Origin of the sequence: Bradyrhizobium erythrophlei (assembly GCF_042430365.1) — a bacterium.
In the GTDB taxonomy this organism is placed as follows: domain Bacteria; phylum Pseudomonadota; class Alphaproteobacteria; order Rhizobiales; family Xanthobacteraceae; genus Bradyrhizobium; species Bradyrhizobium erythrophlei.
The window spans coordinates 56153-81901 of the sequence record NZ_JBHMET010000057.1 but is presented as its reverse complement, the minus strand read 5'-3'; the positions used below and the strand labels follow the sequence as shown (position 1 = coordinate 81901).

The following is a 25749-nucleotide window of genomic DNA, read 5'->3' as shown; positions in this document are numbered from 1 at the left end:
GACTGTTCCGGCCGTCCGCCTGGGCGGATGTTACCACGCCGAGAACGCACTAAACCGCGGCCGCCCATAGTAGTAGCTGCTGTAGGGGGCGTAATAATAGCTGCGACGAGGGGCGTAGTACCCGCGATACGAGCTGCCGTAGTCATTGTCGTCGTGATAGTTGTGGTGCATGTCCCTGAGCGCGCGGTGATAGGCGCGATGCTCGGCGCGGCTCCAGAATCCCTGCTCATGTGCGCGCTCATGCGCGTCAGAGAGCTGGTCGTGGAACTCCTCGTGCCTGCTGTAACCGTTGTCGTCATCGTCGTGCGCGAGTGCGGGCACGACGGAGGTGGCAAGCAGTAGCGCGGCTGCCGTGATGAGGATCTTGGTGGCGGTCATGACACGTCTCCGTTGGCAGGCCCCGTGCTCCGATCTACCCCGATCGCGGGACCTTCAGTGATCGCATTTCTAAGCGAGGCACTCTGAACGCAGCCGGAATTGCCGCTTCATGCGCCATTCATCCCCTGGACGTGTTCCTGCTGCGATCTGGCCGCAGGATTGCCGCTATCGGAGACGTCTGCCTGCGGTTCGCGACATTCGTCGATCATTGTGTTCGCGCGGGAATCGATGCCGCATCGCTTCGGCGTGATCTCCGGCGTGTTCTTCGGCGTCGCCTTCGGCATCGGTGGCCTCGGCGCGGCCGTGCTCGGCAAGCTTGCCGACCACACCTCGATCACGTTCGTCTATCAGCTCTGCGCCTTGCTGCCGGCGATTGGACTGCTCGCGGTGTTCCAGCCGAAGATGCCCAAGAGCGCTCACTGAGTTGGCGCACCGACGCGCCGCATTAGGCAATCGCTAACGGATGTGCCGGTGGCACGTCGCACAGCGCGAGTTCCGTCAACACATCGTTAGCAACTGTGGCGTGTTCGCCATCTTGTCGTGCCGCAAATGCATCGCTGGCGGGGCCGCGAAAGCCCGCGCGCGAAAATTGGTGAGAGAAAATCAACCTTAAAAATTAGGGTTAAGTGCGGCTTAAACATTTGCTGGCATCGTCCGCGCCGTGAGTTTCAGAAGTGGGGTTTTCGTGTTCGCCTCACCGGCCAAAAGGACGAAGCCAATGCGTAGCGTTAAGTCTCTGATAGCCGCGGGTGCGGCATCTCTGCTGTCCTCGGCGGCGTTCGCTGCCGACATGCCCATCGCCCCGCCGCCGGCCTATGGCCCGCCGCCGGTGGCTGACTTCGGCGGCTGGTACCTGCGCGGCGACATCGGCATGACCAACCAGAGCATGGGCAGTCTGCACAGCCGGAGCATCGACGCGGTCAACGCGTCCTTCCCGGGCGCGCTACAGAACAACGGTTTCGGCTTTGACAGCTCGCCGCTCTTCAAGCTTGGCGTCGGTTATCAGTTCAACAACTGGTTCCGCGCCGATCTCACCGGCGAATACCGCGGCAAGGCCAATCTCCACGGGTCCCAAAACATCCCGCTGAATGCAGCGTTTGCCGGCTTCGCGGCGGCCGACAATTACAGCGCAAGCAAGTCGGAATGGGTCGTGATGGCGAACGCCTATGTCGATCTCGGCACCTGGTGGTGCGTAACGCCCTATATCGGCGCCGGTGTCGGCGCGGCCTACAACCGGATCAGCAGCTTCCGCGACGATGGCGTGATCTACTTCCCGGTCGGCACGCTGAACAACAGCGTCACCTACGGAGCGGACGCCGGCAAATGGAATCTTGCCTGGGCCCTCCATGCGGGCCTTGCCTACAAGGTCACGCCGAACGTGACGCTCGATCTGGCCTATCGCTACATCAACCTCGGCGACGCGACCACCGGTCCCACGCGCGCGTTCGACGGCTCGTTCAGCAATCGCAGCCCCTTCACCATCAAGGACCTTACCTCGCACGACCTGATGCTCGGCGTGCGCTGGAACCTGGACAGCGGCCCGGTCTACGCGCCGCCGCCGCCCCCGCTGATTCGCAAGGGTTAACACAGAACCACCATCGGTTAACGATTGCATGCGGCGCGGGACCATCCCGCGCCGTTTTGCTTTGCTGGCTCACGTCGCGCGTTCTGCAACGAGAGCATGCCAAAAGCTGCCGGCAACAACGATTGGTTAAGGTTAACAGGCGATGATCATCGCGCAATCGGTGTGGTCGATGGAGCGTTGCGATGCGTAGGTTCTTGGCGGCGGCGATGATGTTGGGAGCGGTAACCGGCGCGCACGCGGCCGATATGCCGGACTTCCCTGTGCTGCGCGGCGGCTTCACCGACGGCGTACCCAGCGCGCCCGTCAACTGGCGCGGCCTCTACATCGGCGGGCAGGCCGGCTACGGATCGTCCGACGAGAATTTCAGAGGGACGAACACCAACCTGCTCTCGGCCCTGCTGGATCATAATGTCATCCAGCAGATGGATGTCGCGAACTGGAATCTCGGCCTCGGCAAGACATCCGAGCGCTCGTCGGCCTACGGCGCCTTTGCCGGCTACAACTGGCAATGGGACGATGTCGTCGTCGGCGTCGAAGCCAGCTACGTCCACGGTAAGTTTGGCGGCGCTTCCGTCGCGAGCAAGGAGCTGGTGAGCGGCACTGCGTTGAGCGACGGCAACTTCCATGACGTGCGCGTCGACTCGTCGGCGGCGATCAGGATCACGGACATGGCGACGTTCCGCGGCCGGGCCGCCTATGCCTGGGGTTGCTTCCTGCCCTACATCTTCGGCGGCGTCGCGCTTGGCAATGCCGATATCTCGCGCTCCGTCACCGTCAACGACGCCGTCAGCCGCACCGCATTCGGGCCATTCACGCCGCTGGTACCATTGACCGCATCTGATATCGTGCACAATCACCTGGTCTTTGGTTACAGCGGCGGCCTCGGCTTCGATGTGAATATCACGAGCGGCCTGTTCATGCGCGCGGAATGGGAATACGTCCGCTTCACCTCCACCGTCGACACCAGCATCAACACTGTGCGCGCGGGGCTCGGCTACAAGTTCTGACGCGTCGGCCGCGCGGCTGACCTGACAACATTCCCGCAGGCGCGACGATGTCAGTCGCGCCTGCTCCATTGTTTGCGCATGGCGTGCGCGCTTGTCGCGAAGGAAAACCGAGATACACTCCCGCGGATGATGCTCGGGGAGCGCGATCACATGAAAATCTATGGCGATACGAATTCGGGCAATTGCCTGAAGGTGAAATGGGTGTGCGACAAGCTGGCGCTGCCATACACCTGGATCGACATCGACACTATGAAGGGCGGCAGCCGCACGCCCGAATTCCTGAAGCTGAACGGCTGGGGGCAGGTGCCCACCGTCGAGCTCGACGACGGGCGCACGCTGGCGCAATCCAACGCCATCATCCGTTATCTTGCGCGCGGCAGCGATCTGATCCCCGGCGACGCCTATCGCGCGGCGCAGATGGATGCGTGGATGTTCTGGGAGCAGAACACGCATGAGCCCTATGTCGCGGTGTGCCGCTTCCAGACCGTGTATCTCGGCAAGGCGGTTGCCGAGCTCGATCCGAACCTGGTGAAGCGCGGCTATGTGGCGCTCGATCATCTCGAGCGTCATCTCGGCGGCGTCAGGTTCCTGGTCGGCGATGCGTTCACACTCGCCGACGTGTCGCTGCTCGCCTACACGCGCCTCGCGCATGAAGGTGGCCTCGATCTCGACCGCTATCCCGTCGTCAACCGCTGGATCGGCGACGCGGAGCGCGTGCTCGGCCTGCCGCCGGCCCGCTGACAATCTCGACCGGAACGTCCAATGACCGCAGCGTCACCGATTACCATCCGCCGCGCCCGCCGTGAGGATGTTGCCTTCATCGTCGGCATGCTGGCCGATGATCCGCTCGGCAGTGCGCGCGAGCGGATCACGGACCCGCTACCGCAGAGCTACTACCAGGCGTTCGAGCGGGTCGATCGCGATCCCAATCTGCAGCTCGTCGTCGCCGCCGACGGCGAGGGCGCTGTGGTCGGCTGCCTGCAGCTCTGCGTCCTGCCGGGCATCTCTTCGCAGGGCGCCTCGCGCGGCCTCTTGGAAGACGTTCGCGTCGCCAGCCACTGCCGCAGCCGCGGTATCGGCGAGCAGCTGGTGCGGTGGGCGGTCGCGGAAGCGCACGCCAAAGGCTGCATCCTCGTGGAATTGTTGACACATCAGACGCGCGTCGATGCGCAGCGGTTTTATGAACGGCTCGGATTTACGCGCAGCCATCTCGGCATGACGATTCGCTTCTGAGGATCGCGCGAATTGTGCGCGCGCGGTCGGCGATACCTCCGATGCTCCTCGCTCTGCTATTCGGTTAAGGCGCGATAAACTAAGCCCGCCACCGTGATTTTACGGCGTGGAGCGACTGCGCTATGTCGGCATCGTTTCCCATGGGGCGCGGCGGCAGCTTGGGGATTTCAGATGCCAAATTATACGATCGTTCGGATCGGCAACGAGTACATCGTGCGGGCCGACGAGAAGAGTATTTTGAGAACGTCGAGCAGGCGCATGGCAGCCAAGATGGTCACCGAAGCGGTGGAACTGCTCGACCAGGAAGCGGCGCAACGGATTGAAGACGCTCCATCAATCAGCCGTGATGCGGACATCGCTCAGGACGCGTCCAAAGTTCCTTGACGTTTAGGCACCTTTCCACTATGTCCGGCGGCGGGAAACCTCTCCCCACCGAGAGGCAGCTATCTGGAAGGGTAGATTATGACTGCAGCGAAGCCCGCTTCGCGGCCTCACGTGCCGCATTTTTCCTCCGGCCCCTGCGCCAAGCGCCCCGGCTGGAACCCCGAAAATCTCAAGGATGCCGCCCTCGGCCGTTCGCATCGCGCGAAGGTCGGTAAAGCGCGGCTCAAGCTCGCGATCGAACTGACGCGTGAAGTGCTTGAGGTGCCTGCCGACTACAAGATCGGCATCGTTCCTGCCTCCGACACCGGCGCGGTCGAGATGGCGCTGTGGTCGCTGCTCGGCGCGCGTCCCGTCACCACGATCGCCTGGGAATCTTTCGGCGAAGGCTGGGTCAGCGACATCGTCAAGGAATTGAAGCTGAAGGACGTCACCAAGCTCCACGCGGGCTATGGCGAAATCCCCGACGTTTCCAAGGTGGACCCTGCGTCGGACGTCGTCTTCACCTGGAACGGCACCACATCAGGCGTGCGCGTGCCCAACGCCGACTGGATCAGCGCGACCCGTGAGGGGCTGACGATTTGCGACGCGACCTCGGCCGCCTTCGCCCAGCCGCTCGATTTCGCCAAGCTCGATGTCGTCACCTTCTCCTGGCAGAAGGCGCTCGGCGGCGAGGCGGCGCATGGCATGCTGATCCTTTCTCCGCGCGCGGTCGAGCGGCTGGAGACCTACAAGCCGGCCTGGCCGTTGCCGAAGATCTTCCGCCTGACCAAGGGCGGCAAGCTGAACCAGGGCATCTTCGAGGGCGAGACCATCAACACGCCATCGATGCTGTGCGTGGAGGATTACCTCGACGCGCTGAACTGGGCGAAGTCGATCGGCGGCCTCAAGGCGCTGATCGCGCGTGCCGATGCCAACACCAAGGTGATCGCCGACTGGAAGGCGAAGACGCCGTGGATCGATTTCCTGGCGACCGATCCCGCGATCCGCTCCAATACCTCGGTGTGCCTGAAGTTCACCGATCCCGCGATCACCTCGCTTCCATCAGACGCGCAGGCCGACTTCTGCAAGAAGCTGGTCGCGCTGGTCGAGAAGGAGAACGCCGGCTTCGACTTCGCGTATTATCGCGACGCGCCGGCGGGCTTGCGGATCTGGTGCGGCGCCACCGTCGAAGCCAAGGACGTCGAACTGCTGACGCAGTGGATCGACTGGGCCTTCGCCGAGACCAAGGCCGCGCTGCCGAAGGCCGCATAAGCAAGTCATTGATCTCGTCATGGCCGGGTTCGACCCGGCCATCCATCGCGCAAAGTGGCTGCGCGGGTTTCGCGCCCGCGGCCGTCGTGCATTCAACGCATCGTTCAGCAACGGATCATTCCGATGACAAAACCCAAAGTTCTCATTTCCGACGCGCTGTCTCCCGCCGCCGTGCAGATCTTCAAGGATCGCGGCGTCGAGGTCGACTTCCAGCCCAACCTCGGCAAGGACAAGGAAAAGCTTGCCGAGATCATCGGCAATTATGACGGCCTCGCGATCCGCTCGGCCACCAAGGCGACCGCCAAGATCCTCGAGAAGGCCAAGAAGCTGAAGGTGATCGGCCGCGCCGGCATCGGCGTCGACAACGTCGAGATCCCGGCCGCGACCGCCAAGGGCATCATCGTGATGAACACGCCGTTCGGCAATTCGATCACGACCGCCGAGCATGCCGTCACGCTGATGCTGGCGCTTGCGCGTGAGATCCCGCAGGCCGACGCCTCGACCCAGGCCGGCAAGTGGGAGAAGAACCGCTTCATGGGCGTCGAGATCACCGCCAAGACGCTCGGCGTGATCGGCTGCGGCAACATCGGCTCGATCGTCGCCGACCGCGCGCTCGGCCTGCGCATGAAGGTGATCGCGTTCGATCCGTTCCTGTCGCCGGAGCGCGCCAAGGACATCGGCGTCGAGAAGGTCGAGCTCGAGGAGCTGTTCAAGCGCGCCGACTTCATCACCCTGCACACGCCGCTGACCGACAAGACCCGCAACATCATCGACGCGGCCGCGATCGCCAAGATGAAGAAGGGCGTGCGCATCATCAACTGCGCCCGCGGCGGCCTGGTCGACGAGCAGGCGCTGGTCGATGCGCTCAATTCCAAGCATGTCGCCGGCGCCGCCTTCGACGTGTTCACCGAGGAGCCGGCGACGTCGAACGTGCTGTTCGGCCATCCCAACGTCATCTGCACGCCGCATCTCGGCGCCTCCACCACGGAAGCGCAGGAGAACGTCGCGTTGCAAGTCGCCGAGCAGATGTCGGATTACCTGCTCTCGGGCGCGATCTCGAACGCGGTGAACTTCCCCTCGATCACGGCGGAAGAAGCGCCGAAGCTGAAGCCGTTCATCCAGCTCGCCGAAAAGCTCGGCTCGTTCGCCGGCCAGCTCACCGAGAGCGGCATCCTCAAGGTCCAGATCACCTATGAAGGCCAGGTCGCCGAGATGAAGATCAAGGCGCTGACCTCGGCGGTGCTGTCGGGCCTGCTGCGGCCGATGCTGGGCGATGTCAATGTGGTCTCCGCGCCCGTCGTCGCCAAGGAGCGCGGCATGGTGGTGGACGAGGTGACGCGCGCGGCGCAGAGCGACTATGAGAGCCTGATCACCGTGACTGTCACGACGGAGCGGCAGGAGCGCTCGGTCTCCGGCACCGTCTATCACGACGGCAAGCCGCGCCTGGTCGACATCAAGGGCATCCGCGTCGACGCCGAATTCGGCAAGTCGATGATCTACGTCACCAACGAGGACAAGCCCGGCTTCATCGGCGCCTTCGCGAGCCTGCTCGGCGATGCCAAGATCAACATCGCGACCTTCCATCTCGGCCGCGTCAAGCAGGGCGGCGACGCGATCGCGCTGGTTGAAATCGACGGCGTGGTCCCGCCGGAGGTGCTGGCCAAGGTGCATACGCTGCCGCAGGTGAAGCAGGCCAAGGTGCTGACGTTTTAGCTTTCCCCGTCATGGCCGGGCTTGACCCGGCCATCCACGCCTTGCTTGCTACAGTGTGCACACCAAAGACGTGGATGCCCGGGACAAGCCCGGGCATGACGAACGAGAGATTAGAACACATAGATATTCCGATCTGCGGAACAGAACGCCGTCTCCGGCCGCCGGAGGCGGCGTTTGTGCTCAGGCTGCCGCTGGTATCCCTGTTGCAGCGCACGAAATGTGTGTACGAATGCGGCCGGACGCGCCACAATAACGGTCATCTCGAAGGGAGAAAACAATGCGTGAAGCCGTAATCGTTTCCTATGCGCGCACCGGCCTGGCGAAGTCCGGCCGTGGCGGATTCAACATCACCCCGCCGATGTCGCTCGCCGCGCATGCCATCAAGCACGCGGTCGATCGCGCCGGCGTCGACAAGGAATATGTCGAGGATTGCTACCTCGGCAATTGCGCGCATGGCGCGCCGAACATCGGCCGCCAGGCCGCGCTGCTCGCCGGCTTGCCGAAATCGACCGGCGGCGTCTCGGTCAACCGCTTCTGCTCGTCGGGTCTGCAGACCATCGCGATGGCCGCGAACTCGATCCGCTCCGACGGCTCCGACTGTATCGTCGCCGGCGGCGTCGAGAGCATCTCGATCCCCGGCGGCGGCTCGCCGCAGGAATCGATCGATCCGGAGCTGCTCAAGACCGCGCCCGCCATCTTCATGGCGATGATCGACACCGCCGACATCGTCGCTGAGCGCTACAAGGTCAGCCGCATGTACCAGGATGAATATTCGCTGGAATCGCAGCGCCGCATGGCCGCAGCTCAACAGGCCAACAAGTTCAAGGACGAAATCGTCCCGATGAAGACCAAGATGAAGGTGGTCGACAAGGCGACCAAGGCCGAGTCGATCGTCGACTATGTGGTCGATCGCGACGAGTGCAACCGCCCCGACACCACGCTGGAAGGCTTGGCAAAGCTCGAGCCGGTGAAGGGTCCGGGCAAGTACATCACCGCCGGCAACGCCAGCCAGCTCTCCGACGGCGCCGCCGCCGTGGTGCTGATGGAAGCCAAGGACGCCGAGAAGCGCGGGCTGAACCCGATGGGCCGCTTCGTGGCCTGGGCGTCGGCCGGCTGCGAGCCCGACGAGATGGGCATCGGCCCGATCTACGCCGTGCCGAAGCTGTTGAAGCGCCATGGCCTGAAGATCGACGACATCGATCTTTGGGAGCTCAACGAGGCCTTCGCCAGCCAGTGCCTCTATTCTCGCGATCAGCTCGGCATCGATCCCGCGAAGTACAACGTCAATGGCGGCTCGATCGCGATCGGCCACCCCTTCGGCATGACCGGCGCGCGTCTCACCGGCCACCTGCTGCAGGAAGGTCGTCGCCGCAAGGCCAAGTGGGGCGTCGTCACGATGTGCATCGGCGGCGGCCAGGGCGGCGCGGGCCTGTTCGAGATCTATAGCTGAGCCTTCGGCTCCGCAGATCGCTAGGAAGACCGGCAGCACGGCGTTGATCGCCGTGCTGCTTTTTTGTGCCGGTTCCGCTGCAGGAGCACGTAGTCCTACGTAGGCGGACGTTAACCAAAGCTTTTACGTTGTCCCTTCATCAACGTATTGGCGCCCGGTTGGCGAGTCAGTCACCTGGATGTTTGCGATGCGCGCGCTCTCTCTTCGGCTCACCCAAAAGATCACAGCGATCGGTGTCATTGGCGTCGTCGGCGTCGTCCTGATCGGCGGCATTCATCTCTACGGCGAGAAAGCGGTAGCCGTGTATCGCGACGCGGCCGACAACGCGCGCACGATCTCCGAGCTGAACCGCAGGATAGAGGTCGAACTGCTCGAGGCGCGCCGCGCCGAGAAGGATTTCCTGCTGCGCAATGATCCGGCCAAGGCCGAGCGTCAGGTCGAGATCAGCAAGGCCGTCGCCGCCGACATCGAGCAGCTTCACCGCAGGATCGCGGCGATCGGCAAGCCGGAACTGGTCCGCCAGATCGAGGCGATGGACGCGGCGCTCAAGCGCTATCAGAGCCAGTTCGTGGCTCTCGTGGAGCAGAAGCGGCAGCTTGGATTGAACGAGAACTCCGGCCTGGAAGGCCGCTTGCGCGCATCGGTCCACACGATCGAGGCGAAGGTCGAGCAGTTGCACGAGCAGGCGCTCCTGATCAGCATGTTGACCATGCGCCGTCACGAAAAGGATTTCATGCTGCGGCGAGACCGCAAGTATGGCGACGAGATGAAGAAGAGCGCCGGCGAGTTCCTTGCGGGCGTCGATAGCGCCAACATCCCCGACGGCGCCAAGACCGAGCTCCGCCAGAAGCTTGCCGACTATCAGCGCGACTTCGCCGCCTGGATGGGAACTGCGCTGACGCTTTCTGCCGAACTGAAGGCGATGTCGGACGCCTTTTCCGCAGTCGAGCCGGTGATCGACACAGTGTCGAAATCGGTCAATGACATCCGGACCGAGGCCGAACGGCTCAATGCCAACGAGCGGGGCAGTATCCAGTTCTGGATCTCGGTTGCGATCGCGGCGATCGCACTCGCGGTGCTGGGCGCCGGGGTCCTGATCGGCCGTTCGGTGGCGAAGCCGCTGACCGCCATGACCACGGCGATGATGGAGCTTGCCAGGGGCAATTTCGCGATCGTGCTGCCGGGCCTCGGCCGCCCGGACGAGATCGGCGAGATCGCGCAAGCCGTGGAGACCTTCAAGGTCAACGCGGAGCAGAAAGCGCGCGACGAGGCGGAAGAGAAGATCAGGCAGGACCAGATCGCGGCGCAGCAGCGCCGTGCCGACATGATCAGGATGGCCGACGCATTCGAAGGCGCGGTCGGGCAGATCGTCGAGACGGTTTCGTCGGCCGCGACCGAGCTGGAGGCATCCGCCGGCGCGCTGACCTCGACGGCCACGCGTTCGCAGGAGCTCTCGACCATGGTCGCTGCGGCGTCCGAGGAAGCCGCCACCAATGTGCAATCGGTGGCCGCGGCGACCGAGGAGCTCAGCACCTCCGTCAACGAGATCAGCCGGCAGGTGCAGGAATCGGCGCGGATCGCGGGCGAGGCCGTGAACCAGGCACAGCAGACCAACGCGCGCGTCGGCGAGCTGTCGCAGGCTGCGGCACGCATCGGCGACGTCGTCGAATTGATCAATGCCATTGCCGGGCAGACCAATCTGCTCGCGCTTAACGCCACGATCGAAGCGGCGCGCGCCGGCGAGGCCGGGCGCGGCTTTGCCGTGGTCGCCTCCGAAGTGAAGGCGCTCGCCGAGCAGACCGCGAAGGCGACCGGCGACATCGGCCGCCAGATCGCCGGGATCCAGTCCGCTACCGGGGAGTCCGTCGGCGCCATCAAGGCGATCAGCGGCACCATCGCGCGACTGTCCGAGATCTCATCGACCATCGCCGCGGCCGTCGAGGAGCAGGGCGCTGCGACCCAGGAGATTTCGCGCAACGTGCAGCAGGCCGCACAGGGCACCACGCAGGTGAGCGCGCACGTCACCGACGTCCGCCAGGGTGCGACCGAGACCGGCTCGGCCTCGTCGCAGGTGCTCGCTTCCGCCCGGTCGCTGTCCGGCGACAGCAACCGGCTGAAGCTCGAGGTCGGCAAGTTCCTGAATTCGGTGCGCGCCGCCTAGACCTGCCTCAAGGCGCGCCGTGCCCCTCACACTCTACGGCGGCAGGACACCGTGCTTTGTCGCGTGCTCCCCCGCCGTCATTGCGAGGAGCGGAGCGACGAAGCAATCCATCGTCCCGCATACGCGGAGGCATGGATTGCTTCGCTGCGCTCGCAATGACGGTGGTGACGACAGTGAACGTCCTAGCCGCGCCACGCGGCAGCCGTGGCCGCGCCACCGCCGCGCCCCACGGAAACCTCAATCGAACCGGTTCCTTCCTCGCCGCGTCCAAGCACGAGGAGTGGTGCGGCCTTGTCGGGTCTCGCCGCAACGTCCCGCGCGTGGCGCGGCGTCTTTTCTGGAGGGATATCATGCGATTGATTGCGAACTGTCTTGTTACCACAAGCCTAGTGCTTGTGACGGCGCTGGCGGCCGGGCCGCTTCGCGCGGCCGATCTCGACGCGGCGTCCAATATCGATGCCGTCACCGTCTATCCCGACGGCGCGAGCGTCACCCGCATCATCACGCTCGACCTGCCGTCCGGCGACAACACGCTGGTGGCGAAGGATTTTCCGCTGTCGCTCGATCCGTCCTCGCTGCGCGTGGAGGGCGAGGCGGGCGCCAAGCTCACGATCGGCGCGATCGACGCGCGGCCGCCGCGGCAGGTCGCCCCGGCGAACCTGTCGGAGATCGACAAGCGCATCGAGGCGCTGAAGGACGCGCGTGCCGACCTGCAAGGGGCCATCGCGTCAGCCGAGGCACGACGCAAGTTCGCCGAACGTTTTGCCGAGGCCTCGCCGGCAGGCCTCGGCGAGAAGGGCGAGGCGCGTCCGTTGAGCGAATGGCGCGCCGCGTTCTCGGCCGTGGCCGAGGAGGTCGCGGCGTCCGACAACGCCATCCGCGACGCCGAGCGCAAGCAGCGCGAGATTGATCGCGAGGTTGCCCGCCTCGAGGCCGATCGGGCGGCCAAGCCGCCGAGCAAGTTCGAGGTGCGGATCGAGGTCGCTTCAGCCGCTGCGACCAAGGCGACGCTACGCGTGACCTATGCGGTGCGCAACGCCCACTGGACGCCGCTCTATGACGCCCGCCTCGACACCGGCACCAAGGACCGCAAGCCGGCGATCGAGCTGGTGCGCCGCGCCGAGATCACCCAGTCGACGGGCGAGGACTGGTCGAACGTGACGCTCGGCGTCTCCACCGTCCGCGTCGCGCGCGGCGGCAATGCGCCCGAGCTCAATTCCCTGATCGTGCAATATCCGCAGGTACCGCGGCCGCTCGCGGGCGCGCTGTCCGACAGCGCGCGGCTGCGCTCTGCGCCGGCTCCCGCGCCTGAGTCCGAGCCAGTCGCGAGAGTTAGCAAGCTCCTGGAGGAGCGGGCCGTCGAGCAGCAGGCGACCGCCGAGGTCGGCGCCTTCCAGGCGACGTTCCGGATTCCGGGCCGGGTCAGCGTCGCCGCCAATGAGGGCGCCAAGAGCCTGCGCATCTCGACCGCGACGATCGCGCCCGAGCTCGTGATCCGCTCGGTCCCGGTGATCGATCCTACAGGATTCATCGAGGCGAGCTTCGTGCAGGGCGAGGACGCGCCGCTGTTGCCGGGGCGGGTGTCGATCTACCGTGACGGCATCTTCGTCGGCCGCGGCAAGATGACAGCGACATCCAAGGATGAAACCGTGCGGCTCGGTTTCGGCGCCGACGACAAGGTCAAGATCGAGCGCACGGTGGTGAAGCGCAACGAGGGTTCCGCCGGCCTGATCGTGACGACGTCGAAGACCGACGAGCGCGCCTTCATGACCACGGTGCGCAACGGCCATGACTTCCCGATCAAGGTCGCGATCCAGGATCAATTGCCGGTCAGCGAGAACGAGGACATCGTGGTCGAGATGCTGCCCTCGAGCACGCCCGCAACCACCACCAACCTCCGCGACAAGCGCGGCGTGCTGGAATGGACGTTCGACGCCAAGGCCGGCGAGGTCAAGGATATCAACTTCGCCTGGCGGGTACGCTGGCCCAAGGACAAGGGCGTCGTGATGGTGCCGGCAGGCTAGCGGCAACTTGCTTACCTCGCCCCGCTTGCGGGGAGAGGTCGGATTGCGAAGCAATCCGGGTGAGGGGGTCCAGGTCTCACCGCGCCCTGAACTCGCGGAAGCAGCCCCTCACCCCGACCCTCTCCCCGTAAGAACGGGGAGAGGGGGTGGAGATAGCGCGGCCTCACTTCGCTTTCAAAAACTCGCCGACCTCGAGCAGCACGAACTCGTTGTCGTCGGCCTTGTTCGGGTCGCGGCTCGAGGAGAACGGCAGGTTGTTGTCGTTGCCGACGATGATGTGGGTCTCGTCGACCCGGTCGACATTCTCGATGGTGAAGAACGGGAATGTCAGCACGCCGTCGTTGAGCGGCTTCCGCGCCTTCTTGTTCGGATCGCGGATCTTCAAGAGGTCGATATAGGCGATCTTGCGCACCGGCTTGCCGACATTGGCATCCGACAGTTCGATCTTGTAGACGCGCTTGAACTTGGCGAGGTCAGGGAAGCAGTTCTCGCCGCGCTGGCCTTGCGGGCAGGCCTTGTCGGCGGTGCCTTCGCCATTGTCGCGCTCGATCACGAGGCCCGAGGTCGGATCGATCATGTTGAAGTCGCCGATCGCGTTGCCGTTCTGCTCGAACACGTATTGCCAGTAACGCCCGGTGAATTTCTGCGCCGCGACGTCGAATTCGAGGATGCGCGAGGCTTCCTTGCCGTCGACCCTTTCCCAATCCTTCTTGTCGGCATCCCACAGCGGGCCCTCGAGCAGACCATAGAGGAACTTGCCGTCCTTGGAGGAGGCAAAGCCTTCATAGCCCTTGGAGCGGCGCAAATTGACGTTGGTGTAGGTCGCGCCCGGCGCGCCCGGTGACTGCACCGCCCAGTGATCGGGCGAGCGCACCGGCTTGCCGTCGGCGACCGTCTCGAACACGGCGAGGATCTTGCCGGTCTTGTCCGCCTTCAGGATGTAGGGTCCGAACTCGTCGCCGATCCAGAAGGTGTCGCCAATAATCTGGAAACCTTCGGTGTCGAAATCGGCGCCGGTGAGGTAGCGCTTGGCGGTATCCTCATGCACGATGCGGAACGGCACCTTCTTGTCGGGGTCGTGCAGGAACAGGGTTTCCTGGCGCTCGACCTTGCCGGTGGTCCAGTCGATCTTGTGGCGGTTCAGATACAGCATCGAGTCCGCCGAGTTGTAGCGCGCGCCCATGCCGTTGTCGGTGATCACCCAGAACGAGCCGTCCGGCATCACCTTGATGCCGGAATGGCCCTGCAGCGGCTGGCCCTTGAACGGCAGCGACACGCCGGTCGGCCGCTCATAGGATTTGCCCATCACGGCGCCGATCGCATCGACGCGCTTGCCGGTGGTGTATTTGCCCGAGGTCTTGAGGTCGTCGGGCGCGTCGGCGGGCGCCGCGATAAAGGTCTCCGCCGGCAACACGGCGTGGCCCGCCAGTGTCGCCGGGAATTCGCCTTCGCCCTGCGCGAAGGCGCTGGTGGCAAAGAGGACGGTAGCGACGGAACAGAGCAGTGACAGGCGCATGATGGATCTCCCGGAGAACAAGCGATGCGGTGTTCTGCGGGGCGCCTGTGACAGCCGCCTGACAGTTTTGTGAAGGCTCGCGATTGCCGTGGGATAAGGCTTGCGGCGTTACGTCGCCTTCTCCGCCGGCCGCATGGTCTGCGGCAGCAGGAACGGTACCCCGTCGGCGGTGGTGTTGATCGCGACGTCGATCTCGAAGATCTGCCTGATGGTCTCGGGCGTCATCGCGGCCGCGCGGTCGCCGTCGATGGCGAGCCGGCCGCGATGCAAGAGCAGGATGCGGTCGGCGAAGCGCATCGCGAGGTTGAGGTCGTGCAGGATCGCGATCACCGCGGTGCCACGCTGCGCGCGCCGCCGCGCGGTCTCTACGAGATCGATCTGGTGCCGCAGATCGAGGCTCGAGGTCGGCTCGTCCAGCAGCAATAGCCCGGGCCCGTGCTGCGCCTCGCCGCAGGCGAGCTGCACCAGCACGCGGGCGAAATGCGCGCGCTGCTGCTCGCCGCCGGAGAGCGTCGGCAATTGCCGTGCGCTGAAATCCGCCAATCCAACCTCGTCGAGCGCGGCCTCGACCAGCCCCCGCGCCGTGGCGCGCGGGCTTTCGCCGGCGCCCATGGTGACGATCTCCTCCACGGTGAACGGAAAGGTGACGTCGACGTGCTGCGACAGCATGGCGCGGTGTTGCGCGAGCTCGCGCGGCCCGCAGGCATGCAGGTCGCGTTGCTTGAGCTTGACGCTGCCGTGGCTCGGACGCAGGTCGCCCGACAGCATCCGGATCAGCGTCGATTTGCCGGCGCCGTTCGGTCCGACGATCGCGACCATCTCGCCGGCGCCGATCTTGAGGTTCACCGCGTCGACCAGCGTCGCGCCGCCGACCGCCATCGACACCGACTGCGCCTCGAGCAGTGCGGTCATAGCGCGACCAGCCCGCGCTGCCGCAGCAGCATCGCAAGGAAGAACGGCGCGCCGACCGCCGCCGTCAGGATGCCGATCGGCATTTCCGCGGGCGCCACGATGGTCCGCGCCATCGCGTCGGCCCCGACCAGCAGGATCGCGCCCAACAGCGCGGAGGCCGGCAGCAGCAGGCGGTGCGCCGGCCCGATCACGAGCCGCAGCAGATGCGGCACCACGATGCCGACAAAGCCGACCACGCCGCAGACCGAGACCGCAACGCCGGTCATTGCCGACACCAGGATGATCGAGATCCGCTTCAACCGTTCGACGTCGACGCCGCTGTGGAAGGCCTCGGCTTCGCCGAGCACCAGCACGTCGAGCCCGCGCGCGATCGAGAGACATGCGGCCAGCGCGATCGCCAGCACCGGCGCCAGCGTCATGGTCTTGCTCCAGGTCGCGCCGCTGAGCGAGCCGAGCAGCCAGAAGGTGATGTCGCGGAGCTGGCGGTCGTCGGCCGCGAACACCAGAAGCCCGATGCCGGCATTGGCGATCGCGGCGATCGCAAGGCCCGCCAGCAGGAAGATCGCGATCGAGGTGCGCCCGCCGCGGCTCGCGATGCCGTAGAGAATCATGGTCGTGAGCAGCGAGCCGGCGAAGGCCGCGATTGGCAGGAGCTGGTTCTGCATGAAGCGCAGGCTGTCGCCGAGCGGGCTGTCGGTGAACACGATCGCCGCCGCGGCCGCGAATGCGCCGCCCGAGGAGACGCCGACCAGCGCCGGATCGGCGAGCGGATTGCGGAACAGACCCTGCATGATCGCGCCTGATGCGGCGAGCAGCCCGCCGACCATCGCGGCGGCCGCGATCCGCGGAATCCGGATCGACCACACCACGAGCTGGTCGCGCGCCAGCAGGGGATTGGCTGCACCATCCGACCACAGGCCGAGCGCGGCCGGGAGCCGCTTGAGCGGGATGCCGGCGGCGCCGACGGTGAGCGCGAGCAGCGCCGTCCCGATAAGCGCCGCACACAGGCAGAGCATGGCGAGCGGCGCGGCCGGACGCAGCGACATGCCGGCGCGGCGTTGTCCGGAGCGCGCGCCGCTCTCGGCCAGCAGGCTCATTGCCGGCAATTCGCGGTCAGCGCGGCCGGCTTGAACGTCGCGGCCTCGGCGGCCAGCGCCGGATAGAGCTTGACCGAGAGATCGCGCGCCGCGGCCGCGGTGCGCGGGCCGAAGCCGAGCAGATAGAGCCCCTCCATCGCGACGAAGGTCTTGTTGGCCGCGACCGGGGTCAGCGCGAACGCCGGATGGGTGAAAACTGCTTCCGACGTCAACGAATCCTTGCCGCGCTCGATCGACAGCACGACATCCGGCTTCGCGGCCACGATGGCCTCGTCGTTGATCGGCTTGTAGCCGTCATAGCCGTCGATCGCATTGACGCCGCCGGCAAGCGTGATGATCTCGTTGGCCGCGGTGTTGTGTCCGGCGACCATCGCGCGGCCGTTCAAGAGCGACATCACGAACATCACGCGGACCGGCTTCGTCACCTTGGCGCGCAGCGCGCGCAGTTGCGCGAGATCGGCTTCGACCGCAGCCGTCAGGCAGGCGGCGCGCGGATCGGCGCCCATCGCGTGCCCGACCAGCTTGATCTTCGCGATCAGCCCGGCCTCCGAGAAATTCTCGGGCACCAGCACCAGCGGCACCTTGGCGGCTTCCAGCACCTCCATCGTCTCCTTCGGCCCGGAGCCCTGCACCGCCAGCACCAGCGATGGATGCAGGCCGAGCACGCCCTCGGCCGAGAGCTGGCGCATGTAGCCGACGTTGGGCTTGTCGCGCAGCGCGGCATGCGGATAGAGGCTGGTCGTATCGACGCCGGAGATGCGGTCCTCGAAGCCGAGCGCGTAAAGGATCTCGGTGACCGCGCCGCCGATCGCAACGATCCGCGACGGATCGTCGATCACGACGTCGCGGTCGCGCGCGTCGTGCACCGTGATGCCCTCGGCGCGCGCCGCGCCCGCCGGCAACAGGCAGCAGAGAGCGAGCAAAGCGAGCGTGCGACGTATTGTCATTGAGTGGATCACTTGGTCAGGATCAGCTTGTTCTGCGACGTCAGCCGCAGCCGATAGTGCTCCTCGCCATGCGCGATGATGATCTCGCGCTCGGTCGAGAACAGGTCGCGGCTGTCGATGCGATTGCCGTGCATGATCAGGGTTTTCGTTGCAGCAGAGGGGATTCCTGCTTGCCTTCCGGCATCGCCGATATTGTCTCCGGAGCTTGCCGACATGGTCCTGGTGCTGCGCTTTCGACGTCGTTCAACGTTGCCTGTTTGTATAAGCGGCGAGGGGCGCATTCCAACGGCTGCATTTTACAATCGATATAAACAGCGCCGCCGCATTCTTGACCATCCCGTCACCGGCACGTAACCAATCATGGCACGGTGCGGGCGGGTGGCCTGCATCGAAGCGACATCGGTAGCCAGCAAGCCGCTCGCGTTTTCGCGGAGCGCACGCCAGCCAAACCAAAGAAGCGATCATCGGGCTGGGACTGGTATGGCTGACGGGGCTAGGTATTCGCGCGCCCTGATTTTGGGCGCGTCAGTGTTTTCATTTGCGGCAGGGATGCCGGAGCGCGGTTTCGCGCAAAGTGCGGATCCCTCGGCCGCGCGGCCTGCGTCGCAGCCGCCGAAACAGGCGAAACGCAAGCCTGCCAAGCCGCAAGCTGAACGGCAGCCATCCGCACCATCGGCCACGAATGCGCGCGCCCAGATCAGCGGCGTGCCGGTGCAGTCGCTCGACACCATCACGGCGGTCGCGACCAAGACCGAGGAGCGCGCGATTGATGCGCTGGCGCCGGTGAGCGCGGTGACGCTGGAGAAGATCCAGGGGTTGCAGCCGAACCGGCTGTCCGACATCTTCTACAACGTCCCCGGCGTGTCGTTCCAGGAACGCGGCGACGATCCCGCGACCGTTATCAACATCCGCGGCCTGCAGGATTTCGGCCGCGTCGCTGTGGTCGTCGACGGCGCGCGGCAGAACTACCAGCGCACCGGGCACAACGCCAACGGCTCGTTCTTCCTCGATCCCGAGATGATCGGCGGCATCGACGTCGTGCGCGGCCCGACCGCGAATATCTACGGCTCCGGCGCGATCGGCGGCGTGGTTTCGTTCCGCACCAAGGACATCGACGACGTGCTCCGTCCCGGCGAGCGCTGGGGCGTCGACATGTCCGGCTCCTACGGCACGAACAAGGACCGCGGCATGGGCTCGGTGTTCGGCGGCGTGCGCGTCGATCCGAATGTCGACATGTTCGGCGGCGCCGTCTACCGCACCCAGGGCAATTACAAGGACGGTTCGGGCACCGAGATCGGCAACACCGGCAACGAGCTCGCCGGCGGGCTGATGAAGCTGACGTTCCGTCCCGCCGAGGGCCACGAGTTCAAGGTCGGCGGCGTGTTCCAGGACTATCAATACAATATCGGCCAGCAGAACCGCGGACCGACCACGACGGCCGCGCCGCTGGCGGCGATCGCCGGCTCCTCGGTCTATGCCTCCGACGTGAAGAACTACACGGGGACGCTGAGCTGGCGATACTCCAAGCCGGACGACAATCTGTTCAACTGGAACATCTCGGTGTACGGCAACCGCACCGACAACGACCAGGTCAAGACCTACAACAACCGCATCTCGACCGGCGGCGGCGTCTGCACGCTCAATAATCCCGGCAACAACATCTCCGGCTGCGTCGGCGACAAGCGCGGCTATTCGCTCGATACCGTCGGCATCGACGTCAACAACACCTCGCGCTTCAATGTCGGCGACTGGCGCAATGCGGTGACCTACGGCTTCGACGCCTTCCGCGACGATGTCGAGACCTTCGATTCGCGCGGCAACTCCAACATCACGACGCCCGGCGGCCAGCGCACGGTGTCCGGCGGCTTCGTGCAGCTGAAGCAGAACTACTCGAGTTGGCTCGAGCTCGTCAGCGCCGTCCGCTACGACCATTATGAGCTCAACTCGGTCAACACCACGACCAGCGGCGATCGCCTGTCGCCGAAGATCACGCTCGGCGTCACCCCGGTTGCGGGCTTCACGCCCTATGTCAGCTATGCCGAAGGCTATCGCGCGCCGTCGATCACCGAGACGCTGATCGCAGGCGGCCATGCCACCGGCGGCGGACCGGCGCTGTTCAATTGCCCCGACGGCACCAGCGGTCTGTTCTGCTTCCTGCCCAACGCCGGCCTGCGACCCGAGGTCGGCAAGAACAAGGAAGCCGGTCTCAACCTGAAATATGACGGCATCTTCACCGCGAACGACTCGTTCCGCGGCAAGGTCAATTTGTTCCGCAACGACGTCGACGGCTATATCGACCTCGTCGCGTCGACGCCGGTTGCGACGCCGTTCGGCAGGTTCAGTCAGTTCTTTCAGTACCAGAACATCGCGCACGCCCGCATCGAGGGTGTCGAACTCGAGGCGATGTACGACGCGGGCACCTGGTTCGTCGGCGTCGCCGGTCACCTGATGCGCGGCCGGAACACAGAGACCAATATCGGGCTTGCCACGATCACCCCGCGCAAGGTGACGACCACCGCGGGCGTGCGCCTGCTCGACCGCTCGTTGATCCTCGCGGCGCAATGGTCCTCGCTCGGCGCCAACAACGACCTGCCGGCCGGCTATCTGCCCTCGACCGGCTACGAGCTGGTCAACCTCTATCTGACCTGGAACGCGACCAAGGACATCACCTTCACGGCCTCGGTCGACAACCTCCTGAACCAGTACTACCGGCCCTATGCGATCCCGGGCTCTTCGACCGACGGCACGACGCAGAACGACGTGCTGTTCTCGAGCCCGGGTCCGGGCACCGTCTACAAGGCCGGCCTGAAGATTCACCTAGGTGGAGCGTAACGACGAAGAGACCCTTCCATCCAGTTGCTGCCCGGGCCGCGCTGATGCCCAAGCGCGGCTCCGGTGCGTTTCATGTTTTCAACGAGATCAACCGGCAGGGTTGCCAAAGGGCAATCCGCCGCAAACAGGAGAATTCGATCATGTTCATCGCAATGAACCGGTTTCAGGTGAAGAAGGGCTCGGAGCAGGCGTTCGAGACTGTGTGGAAGACGCGCGAATCCTATCTCGGCGACATGCCGGGCTTCGTCGAGTTTCATCTGGTGAAGGGCCCCGAGGCCGAGGACCACTCGCTCTATGCGACGCACACCGTGTGGGCCGACAAGGCCGCGTTCGAGGCCTGGACCAAGTCGGATGCGTTCCGCCGCGCGCACGCCCGCGCCGACAACCAGACCGGCGGCAGCCTTTATCTCGGCCATCCCAAGTTCGAGGGCTTCGAGGTCCTGATCACCGAGCGCGCCAAGAGCGTCGCGGCGTGACAGAGGCGTCCATGCTCGCAACCGAGCTTGCTGCGTTGAAGGCCTACATGGCCGACAATCCCGGCGCCGTGATCGAGGACGTTGCGCGCGAGCGCATGGTCACACCGCGCGCCGTGCTCGAGGCCATGCCCGACAGCATGGTGCGGATCGGCGCCGGCGCCCTTGCCGACGCGATGCAGGACATCGCGGAGTGGGGTGAGGTGACGCTGATCGTGCATACCGATGATGCGATCTTCGAGTTCACCGGTGCGATTCCAAAGGGCGAGGTCGGCCGCGGCTATTTCAACCTGATGCAGCCGAGGGGCCTGCACGGTCATATCCGCCACGAGCGCTGCGCGGCCATCGCCTTCGTCGAGCGGCCGTTCATGGGCAAGGTGTCGGCCTTCATCGCCTTCATCAACCGCGATGGCGGCCTGATGTTCAAGGTGTTCGTCGGCCGCGACGAGAACCGTGCGCTGCGCGGCGATCAGCTCCAGCGCTTTCATGCGCTGGCGGATCGCCTGGCGCCAAGGGCAGCCTGAGTACGGACGGAGGCGGCGATGTTGCAGCGGTGGCGTGAGCGAGGGATCTGGACGGTGACGTTTGCCGTGCTCGGCGTCCTGCCGTCGGACGCAAGCCTTGCCGCCACCGACAATGCGCTATTGCCGCGCAACCTCTCGCCCTGGGGCATGTTCCAGAGTGCCGACATCGTCGTGAAGGCCGTCATGATCGGGCTTGCCTTCGCTTCGCTCGTCACCTGGACGATCTGGCTCGCCAAAACGATCGAAATCCGCCGCAAGACCGCGCTTGCAAGACGGCGGATTGGCCAGCTCGAGCGCGATACGGTGCTGTCGGAAGTCGAGCGCGAGAGCCGTGACGGCGATGATGCGGTGGCGCAGATCATCCAGTCGGCGGCGCGCGAGGCCGCGCTGTCCGGCGGCATGTTCGACGACGGCTTCAAGGAGCGCATCGCGCTGCGGCTGGAGCGGGTGGAAGCCGCGATGTCGCGGCAGATCGCGCGCGGCACCGGCGTGCTCGCCACGATCGGCGCCACCGCGCCGTTCGTCGGCCTGTTCGGCACGGTGTGGGGCATCATGAATGCCTTCATCGGCATCTCGGAAGCCCACACCACCAACCTCGCGGTGGTCGCGCCCGGCATCGCGGAGGCGCTGCTGGCGACCGCGCTCGGCCTCGTCGCCGCGATCCCGGCGGTCGTGATCTACAATCATCTGACGCGCTCGATCAAGGCGCATCGCGCGCTGCTCGGCGACGCCTCTGTCATGGTGATGCTGCTGATCAGCCGCGAGGGCGACCGCAGCCTGTTCCGCCTCGCCCGCGCCGCGGAGTAGGGCGATGGGCGCGAAGCTCGGCTCCAGCGGCGCGCTCGGCGGCCGGCGCCGCGGCGAGGACGACCTCGTAGAGGCGCATGAGATCAACGTCACGCCGTTCATCGACGTGATGCTGGTGCTGTTGATCATCTTCATGGTGGCGGCGCCGCTCGCCACCGTCGATCTCGGCGTCGAGCTGCCGGCCTCTACCGCCGAGCCGCAGCCGCGCCCGGACAAGCCGGTGTTCGTCACCGTGAAATCAGATCTGTCGGTCGCGGTGGGCGAGGATGTCATCACGCGCGACGCGCTGCCCACGACGCTCGACGGTGCCACGCAAGGCAAGAAGGACGAGCGTATCTTCCTGCGCGCCGACAAGGCGGTCAGCTACGGCGAGCTGATGGAGGTGATGAACCTGCTGCGCAACGCCGGCTATCTCAAGATCGCGCTCGTCGGCCTGGACCGCCGGAGCTAGCGCGAGATGATGAGGAATCTCCGCCACGTCGGAACTTCACCTCTCCCGCTTGCGGGGGAGGTCGTGTCGCATCGAAGATGCGGTACGGGTGGGGGCTCTCTCCACGGTACGATTCGTGGAGAGAGCCCCCACCCCAGCCCTCCCCCGCAAGCGGGAGAGGGGGCGCAGTCCCTTCGCGGTCGCCACTCTACTCGATGTTGTCCAGGTCTGGCGCCATGAACGCCTTCGCGCTTCATGACTCGAATGACGAGCTCTGGCTGCGCCGCTGGGGACTGTCGGCAGCGGCGATCGTCGTCGCGCATGCCGCGCTGGTCACGCTCGGCATGAGCTGGAGCCCGGCACCGCCGCCGGGCGTCAGCGTGCCGACGATCCTGGTCGACCTGACGCCGATCACGTCGTCGCCCGAGATCACGCCGATGGAATTGCCGCCGGGCCCCGTGATGCAGGAGGCCGACGCCTCGCCGCCGGAGCCGGTGGTCGCGGCCACAGCACCCGAGCAGATTGCACCGACGCCGCTGCAGGAGAAGCCCGACGTCGTCGCGCCGCCCGAGCAGAAGCAAACGCCGACACCGCCGAAGCCCGAGCCCGCGAAGCCCGTTCCGGATCGGAAGCCCGCACCGGTGAAGCCGAAAGTGGTGCGCCAGGAGGCGAAAAAGCCGTCCGAGGCCACGCCGGCGCCGCGCACTAGCGCGCCGACCCGCGCCGAACGGCAGGCGCCGGTGGCGTCAGCCGTCAGCGCCGGCGCGTCGGCCTCTGTCATCGCGTCCTACAACGCGCGGGTCCGCGCGCATCTGATGCGCTTTCACTCGTATCCATCCGGCGCCGGTGGCCAGCGCGGCGTCGTCCGGCTGGTGTTCACGCTCGGCCGCGGCGGGCAGGTGCTGTCGAGCCGCCTCGGCGGCTCCTCGGGCAATCCGACCTTCGACGCCCGCGCGTTGGCGCTGGTCCGCCAGGCGCAGCCGTTCCCCGCGTTCCCGCCGGAGATCACGCAGGGGTCGATGGGGTTTAGCGTGCCGGTGGAGTTTTCGGTGCGGTAGTCTCTTTCCGTCATTGCGAGGAGCGATAGCGACGAAGCAATCCATGCTTCCGCAATTGTGGCACTATGGATTGCTTCGCTTCGCTCGCAATGACGGAGATAGAGGCCCGCTACTCCTTCACCGCGCCCGTCAGCGACGACACGTAGTAGTCCACGAACAGCGAGTAGAACAGCGCGACCGGCAGCGAGCCGAGCAGGGAGCCTGCCATCAGCGCCCCCCACTGGTAGACGTCGCCGGTGACGAGCTCGGTCAGGATCGCGACCGGCACCGTCTTGTTGGCGCCGCTCTGGATGAAGGCGAGCGCGTAGATGAACTCGTTCCACGACAGCGTGAAGGAGAAGATGCCGGCCGAGATCAGGCCGGGCACCGCGAGCGGCAGCGTGATGCGGCGCAGGATCTGCAATCGCGTCGCGCCGTCGACCAGCGCGCATTCCTCGAGCTCATAGGGGATCGACTTGAAGTAGCCGATCAGAAGCCAGGTGCAGAACGGCACCAGGAAGGTCGGATAGACCAGGATCAGCGCCATCGGCGAGTCGAACAGGCCGAACTGAACGATCACGGTGGCGAGCGGAATGAACAGGATCGACGGCGGCACCAGATAGGCGAGGTAGATGCCGAGCCCCACATAGCGGCTGCCGCGGAAGCGCAGCCGCTCGATCGCGTAGGCCGCGAGCGTCGAGGCAAGCAGCGACAGGAAGGTCGAGCCTATAGCGACGAGCATCGTCGTCTTCAGCCAGCGCGGGTACGACGTGTTGAACAACAGGTGCTTGATATGGGCGAGCGTCGGCGAGGTGATCCAGAACGGGTTGTGCTCCTTGTAGTTCAGAAGCTCGGCGTTCGGCTTGAACGAGGTGATCGCCATCCAGTAGAACGGAAACAGCAGGATCAGGACGAAGCAGGCGAGCGGCAGATAGATCATCACCACGCGCCGCGCGCGGGAATCCCACGCCATCGTGTCGGGCGCGGCGCTTGAGGCGTTGGTCTGCGCGACAGCGTCAGTCATTGGCTTCTCCCTGCTGCCATTTGCGGCGCGCGAGGCCGAAGTAGGAAAACAACGTCGCGAACACGAGGAACGGGATCATCGATACCGCGATCGCGGCGCCCTCGCCGAGCTCGCCGCCGGCGATGCCGCGCTGGAACGCGAGCGTCGCGAGCAGATGGGTCGAGTTCACCGGGCCGCCGCGGGTGATGGCGTAGACGAGCTGGAAGTCGGTGAAGGTGAAGATGATCGAGAACGTCATCACGATGGCGAGGATAGGCATCATCATCGGGAAGGTGATGTAGCGGAAGCGCTGCCAGGCGGTGGCGCCGTCGAGCATCGCCGCCTCATAGAGCGAAGGCGAGATGGTCTGCAAGCCTGCCAAGAGCGAGATCGCGACGAACGGGATGCCGCGCCAGATGTTGGCCGCGATCAGCGAGAACCGCGCCGGCCACGGCGTGCCAAGGAAGTCGATATTGCTGGAGCGCAGGTGCAGCACGTCGACCAGGAGATAGGAGATGATCGAGAACTGCGGATCATAGATCCACCAGAACGCCAGCGCCGACAGCACGGTCGGCACGATCCACGGCAGCAGCACGATGGCGCGGAGCAGGCTCTTGAACGGAAAATGGTTGTTGAGCAGCAGCGCGAGCCAGAAGCCGAGCGCGAATTTGCCGAAGGTCGCGATACCCGTGTAGAAGATCGAGTAGAACACCGCGTTCCACCACAGCGGGTCCTTCAGGAGATACTGGAAGTTCTCCAGGCCGATGAAGATGCCGCGCTGGCCGATCGTGGTGTCGGTGAAGGCGAGCCAGATGCCGAGCCCCAGCGGATAGGTGAGGAATACCGCGAGCAGGCCGATCGCGGGCGCCAGGCACACCACGATCAGGAACGGCTTGTAGTCGAACAGCCGCGCGATCCAGCCCGGTTGCCGGAGCGCCGCGCCGCGCGAGGGGAGGGTGGTTACAGACATCAACGTTGTCTCGAT

General features: G+C 65.4%; 25 protein-coding genes and 1 pseudogene. 18 read left to right on the top strand and 8 right to left on the bottom strand.

The window, feature by feature from the left end; genetic code table 11:
* Positions 1-30: 30 nt before the first annotated feature.
* The gene (locus ACFFWD_RS10910) at positions 31-378 is read right to left on the bottom strand and encodes a hypothetical protein (RefSeq protein WP_376964793.1); all 348 of its coding nucleotides are present in this window, start codon (positions 376-378) and stop codon (positions 31-33) included.
* Positions 379-567: 189 nt separating this feature from the next.
* Between ACFFWD_RS10910 and ACFFWD_RS10905 the strand changes: the two are divergent.
* The 11 genes and pseudogenes from ACFFWD_RS10905 to ACFFWD_RS10855 form a co-directional block, all read left to right on the top strand.
* Positions 568-801, top strand: a pseudogene (locus tag ACFFWD_RS10905) (MFS transporter); the annotation flags it as partial.
* 295 nt (positions 802-1096) lie between these two features.
* Positions 1097-1963, top strand: coding sequence for an outer membrane protein (locus ACFFWD_RS10900; protein ID WP_376964791.1), 867 nt, complete (start codon positions 1097-1099; stop codon positions 1961-1963).
* A 182-nt stretch (positions 1964-2145) separates the two neighbouring features.
* On the top strand, positions 2146-2970 hold the full coding sequence (locus ACFFWD_RS10895; RefSeq protein ID WP_376964789.1) for an outer membrane protein: 825 nt from the start codon (positions 2146-2148) through the stop codon (positions 2968-2970).
* Between the two features lie 150 nt (positions 2971-3120).
* Positions 3121-3711, top strand: coding sequence for a glutathione S-transferase family protein (locus ACFFWD_RS10890; protein ID WP_376964787.1), 591 nt, complete (start codon positions 3121-3123; stop codon positions 3709-3711).
* A gap of 21 nt (positions 3712-3732) precedes the next feature.
* Entirely contained in the window at positions 3733-4203 is a 471-nt protein-coding gene (locus ACFFWD_RS10885; protein ID WP_376964785.1) for a GNAT family N-acetyltransferase, read from the top strand.
* A 171-nt stretch (positions 4204-4374) separates the two neighbouring features.
* Positions 4375-4587, top strand: coding sequence for a hypothetical protein (locus ACFFWD_RS10880; protein ID WP_376964783.1), 213 nt, complete (start codon positions 4375-4377; stop codon positions 4585-4587).
* A gap of 78 nt (positions 4588-4665) precedes the next feature.
* Positions 4666-5838, top strand: a complete 1173-nt coding sequence (locus tag ACFFWD_RS10875; protein WP_376964781.1) for a phosphoserine transaminase — start codon at positions 4666-4668, stop codon at positions 5836-5838.
* A 123-nt stretch (positions 5839-5961) separates the two neighbouring features.
* Positions 5962-7551: a phosphoglycerate dehydrogenase gene (gene serA / locus ACFFWD_RS10870; RefSeq protein WP_376964779.1), complete on the top strand. Its 1590-nt coding sequence runs from the start codon at positions 5962-5964 to the stop codon at positions 7549-7551.
* Positions 7552-7828: 277 nt separating this feature from the next.
* The gene (locus tag ACFFWD_RS10865; protein ID WP_376964777.1) at positions 7829-9001 is read left to right on the top strand and encodes a thiolase family protein; all 1173 of its coding nucleotides are present in this window, start codon (positions 7829-7831) and stop codon (positions 8999-9001) included.
* A 187-nt stretch (positions 9002-9188) separates the two neighbouring features.
* Positions 9189-11162: a methyl-accepting chemotaxis protein gene (locus ACFFWD_RS10860; protein ID WP_376964775.1), complete on the top strand. Its 1974-nt coding sequence runs from the start codon at positions 9189-9191 to the stop codon at positions 11160-11162.
* A 350-nt stretch (positions 11163-11512) separates the two neighbouring features.
* Entirely contained in the window at positions 11513-13186 is a 1674-nt protein-coding gene (locus tag ACFFWD_RS10855) for a mucoidy inhibitor MuiA family protein (RefSeq protein ID WP_376964773.1), read from the top strand.
* Between the two features lie 163 nt (positions 13187-13349).
* On the opposite strand, the gene ACFFWD_RS10850 is transcribed toward ACFFWD_RS10855, so the two are convergent.
* The 5 genes from ACFFWD_RS10850 to hemP all read right to left on the bottom strand — a co-directional run bounded on the left by ACFFWD_RS10850 (position 13350) and on the right by hemP (position 17873).
* Positions 13350-14702 carry an esterase-like activity of phytase family protein gene (locus ACFFWD_RS10850; protein ID WP_376964771.1) on the bottom strand — a complete coding sequence of 451 codons (1353 nt, stop codon included), beginning with the start codon at positions 14700-14702 and terminating at the stop codon, positions 13350-13352.
* A 108-nt stretch (positions 14703-14810) separates the two neighbouring features.
* Entirely contained in the window at positions 14811-15614 is an 804-nt protein-coding gene (locus ACFFWD_RS10845) for a heme ABC transporter ATP-binding protein (protein ID WP_376964769.1), read from the bottom strand.
* The gene (locus ACFFWD_RS10840; protein ID WP_376964767.1) at positions 15611-16711 is read right to left on the bottom strand and encodes a FecCD family ABC transporter permease; all 1101 of its coding nucleotides are present in this window, start codon (positions 16709-16711) and stop codon (positions 15611-15613) included. Before ACFFWD_RS10840 ends, ACFFWD_RS10845 begins: the two co-directional genes overlap by 4 nt.
* On the bottom strand, positions 16708-17658 hold the full coding sequence (locus ACFFWD_RS10835; RefSeq protein WP_376964765.1) for a heme/hemin ABC transporter substrate-binding protein: 951 nt from the start codon (positions 17656-17658) through the stop codon (positions 16708-16710). Before ACFFWD_RS10835 ends, ACFFWD_RS10840 begins: the two co-directional genes overlap by 4 nt.
* 8 nt (positions 17659-17666) lie before the next feature.
* Complete coding sequence (gene hemP, locus ACFFWD_RS10830; protein ID WP_376964763.1) at positions 17667-17873, bottom strand: hemin uptake protein HemP; 207 nt, start codon at positions 17871-17873, stop codon at positions 17667-17669.
* Between hemP and ACFFWD_RS10825 the strand changes: the two genes are divergently transcribed.
* From ACFFWD_RS10825 to ACFFWD_RS10795, 7 genes are all read left to right on the top strand, one after another.
* On the top strand, positions 17791-18012 hold the full coding sequence (locus tag ACFFWD_RS10825; RefSeq protein WP_376964820.1) for a hypothetical protein: 222 nt from the start codon (positions 17791-17793) through the stop codon (positions 18010-18012). The two genes, hemP and ACFFWD_RS10825, sit on opposite strands and share 83 nt — an antisense overlap.
* A 126-nt stretch (positions 18013-18138) precedes the next feature.
* Entirely contained in the window at positions 18139-20490 is a 2352-nt protein-coding gene (locus ACFFWD_RS10820) for a TonB-dependent hemoglobin/transferrin/lactoferrin family receptor (RefSeq protein ID WP_376964761.1), read from the top strand.
* Positions 20491-20630: 140 nt separating this feature from the next.
* Positions 20631-20966: a heme-degrading protein HmuQ gene (hmuQ, locus tag ACFFWD_RS10815; protein WP_376964759.1), complete on the top strand. Its 336-nt coding sequence runs from the start codon at positions 20631-20633 to the stop codon at positions 20964-20966.
* Between the two features lie 11 nt (positions 20967-20977).
* Entirely contained in the window at positions 20978-21487 is a 510-nt protein-coding gene (gene hutX / locus ACFFWD_RS10810; RefSeq protein ID WP_376964758.1) for a heme utilization cystosolic carrier protein HutX, read from the top strand.
* An 18-nt stretch (positions 21488-21505) separates the two neighbouring features.
* Entirely contained in the window at positions 21506-22294 is a 789-nt protein-coding gene (gene exbB / locus ACFFWD_RS10805) for a tonB-system energizer ExbB (protein WP_376964756.1), read from the top strand.
* Between the two features lie 4 nt (positions 22295-22298).
* Positions 22299-22745: a TonB system transport protein ExbD gene (gene exbD, locus ACFFWD_RS10800; RefSeq protein ID WP_376964754.1), complete on the top strand. Its 447-nt coding sequence runs from the start codon at positions 22299-22301 to the stop codon at positions 22743-22745.
* A 215-nt stretch (positions 22746-22960) separates the two neighbouring features.
* Positions 22961-23782 carry an energy transducer TonB family protein gene (locus tag ACFFWD_RS10795; RefSeq protein WP_376964752.1) on the top strand — a complete coding sequence of 274 codons (822 nt, stop codon included), beginning with the start codon at positions 22961-22963 and terminating at the stop codon, positions 23780-23782.
* 109 nt (positions 23783-23891) lie between these two features.
* Here the strand turns inward: ACFFWD_RS10795 and ACFFWD_RS10790 are convergent, their stop codons facing one another.
* Both ACFFWD_RS10790 and ACFFWD_RS10785 read right to left on the bottom strand, forming a co-directional pair.
* Entirely contained in the window at positions 23892-24785 is an 894-nt protein-coding gene (locus ACFFWD_RS10790) for a carbohydrate ABC transporter permease (RefSeq protein WP_376964750.1), read from the bottom strand.
* Complete coding sequence (locus ACFFWD_RS10785; protein WP_376964748.1) at positions 24778-25734, bottom strand: carbohydrate ABC transporter permease; 957 nt, start codon at positions 25732-25734, stop codon at positions 24778-24780. Before ACFFWD_RS10785 ends, ACFFWD_RS10790 begins: the two co-directional genes overlap by 8 nt.
* Between the last annotated feature and the right edge of the window lie 15 nt (positions 25735-25749).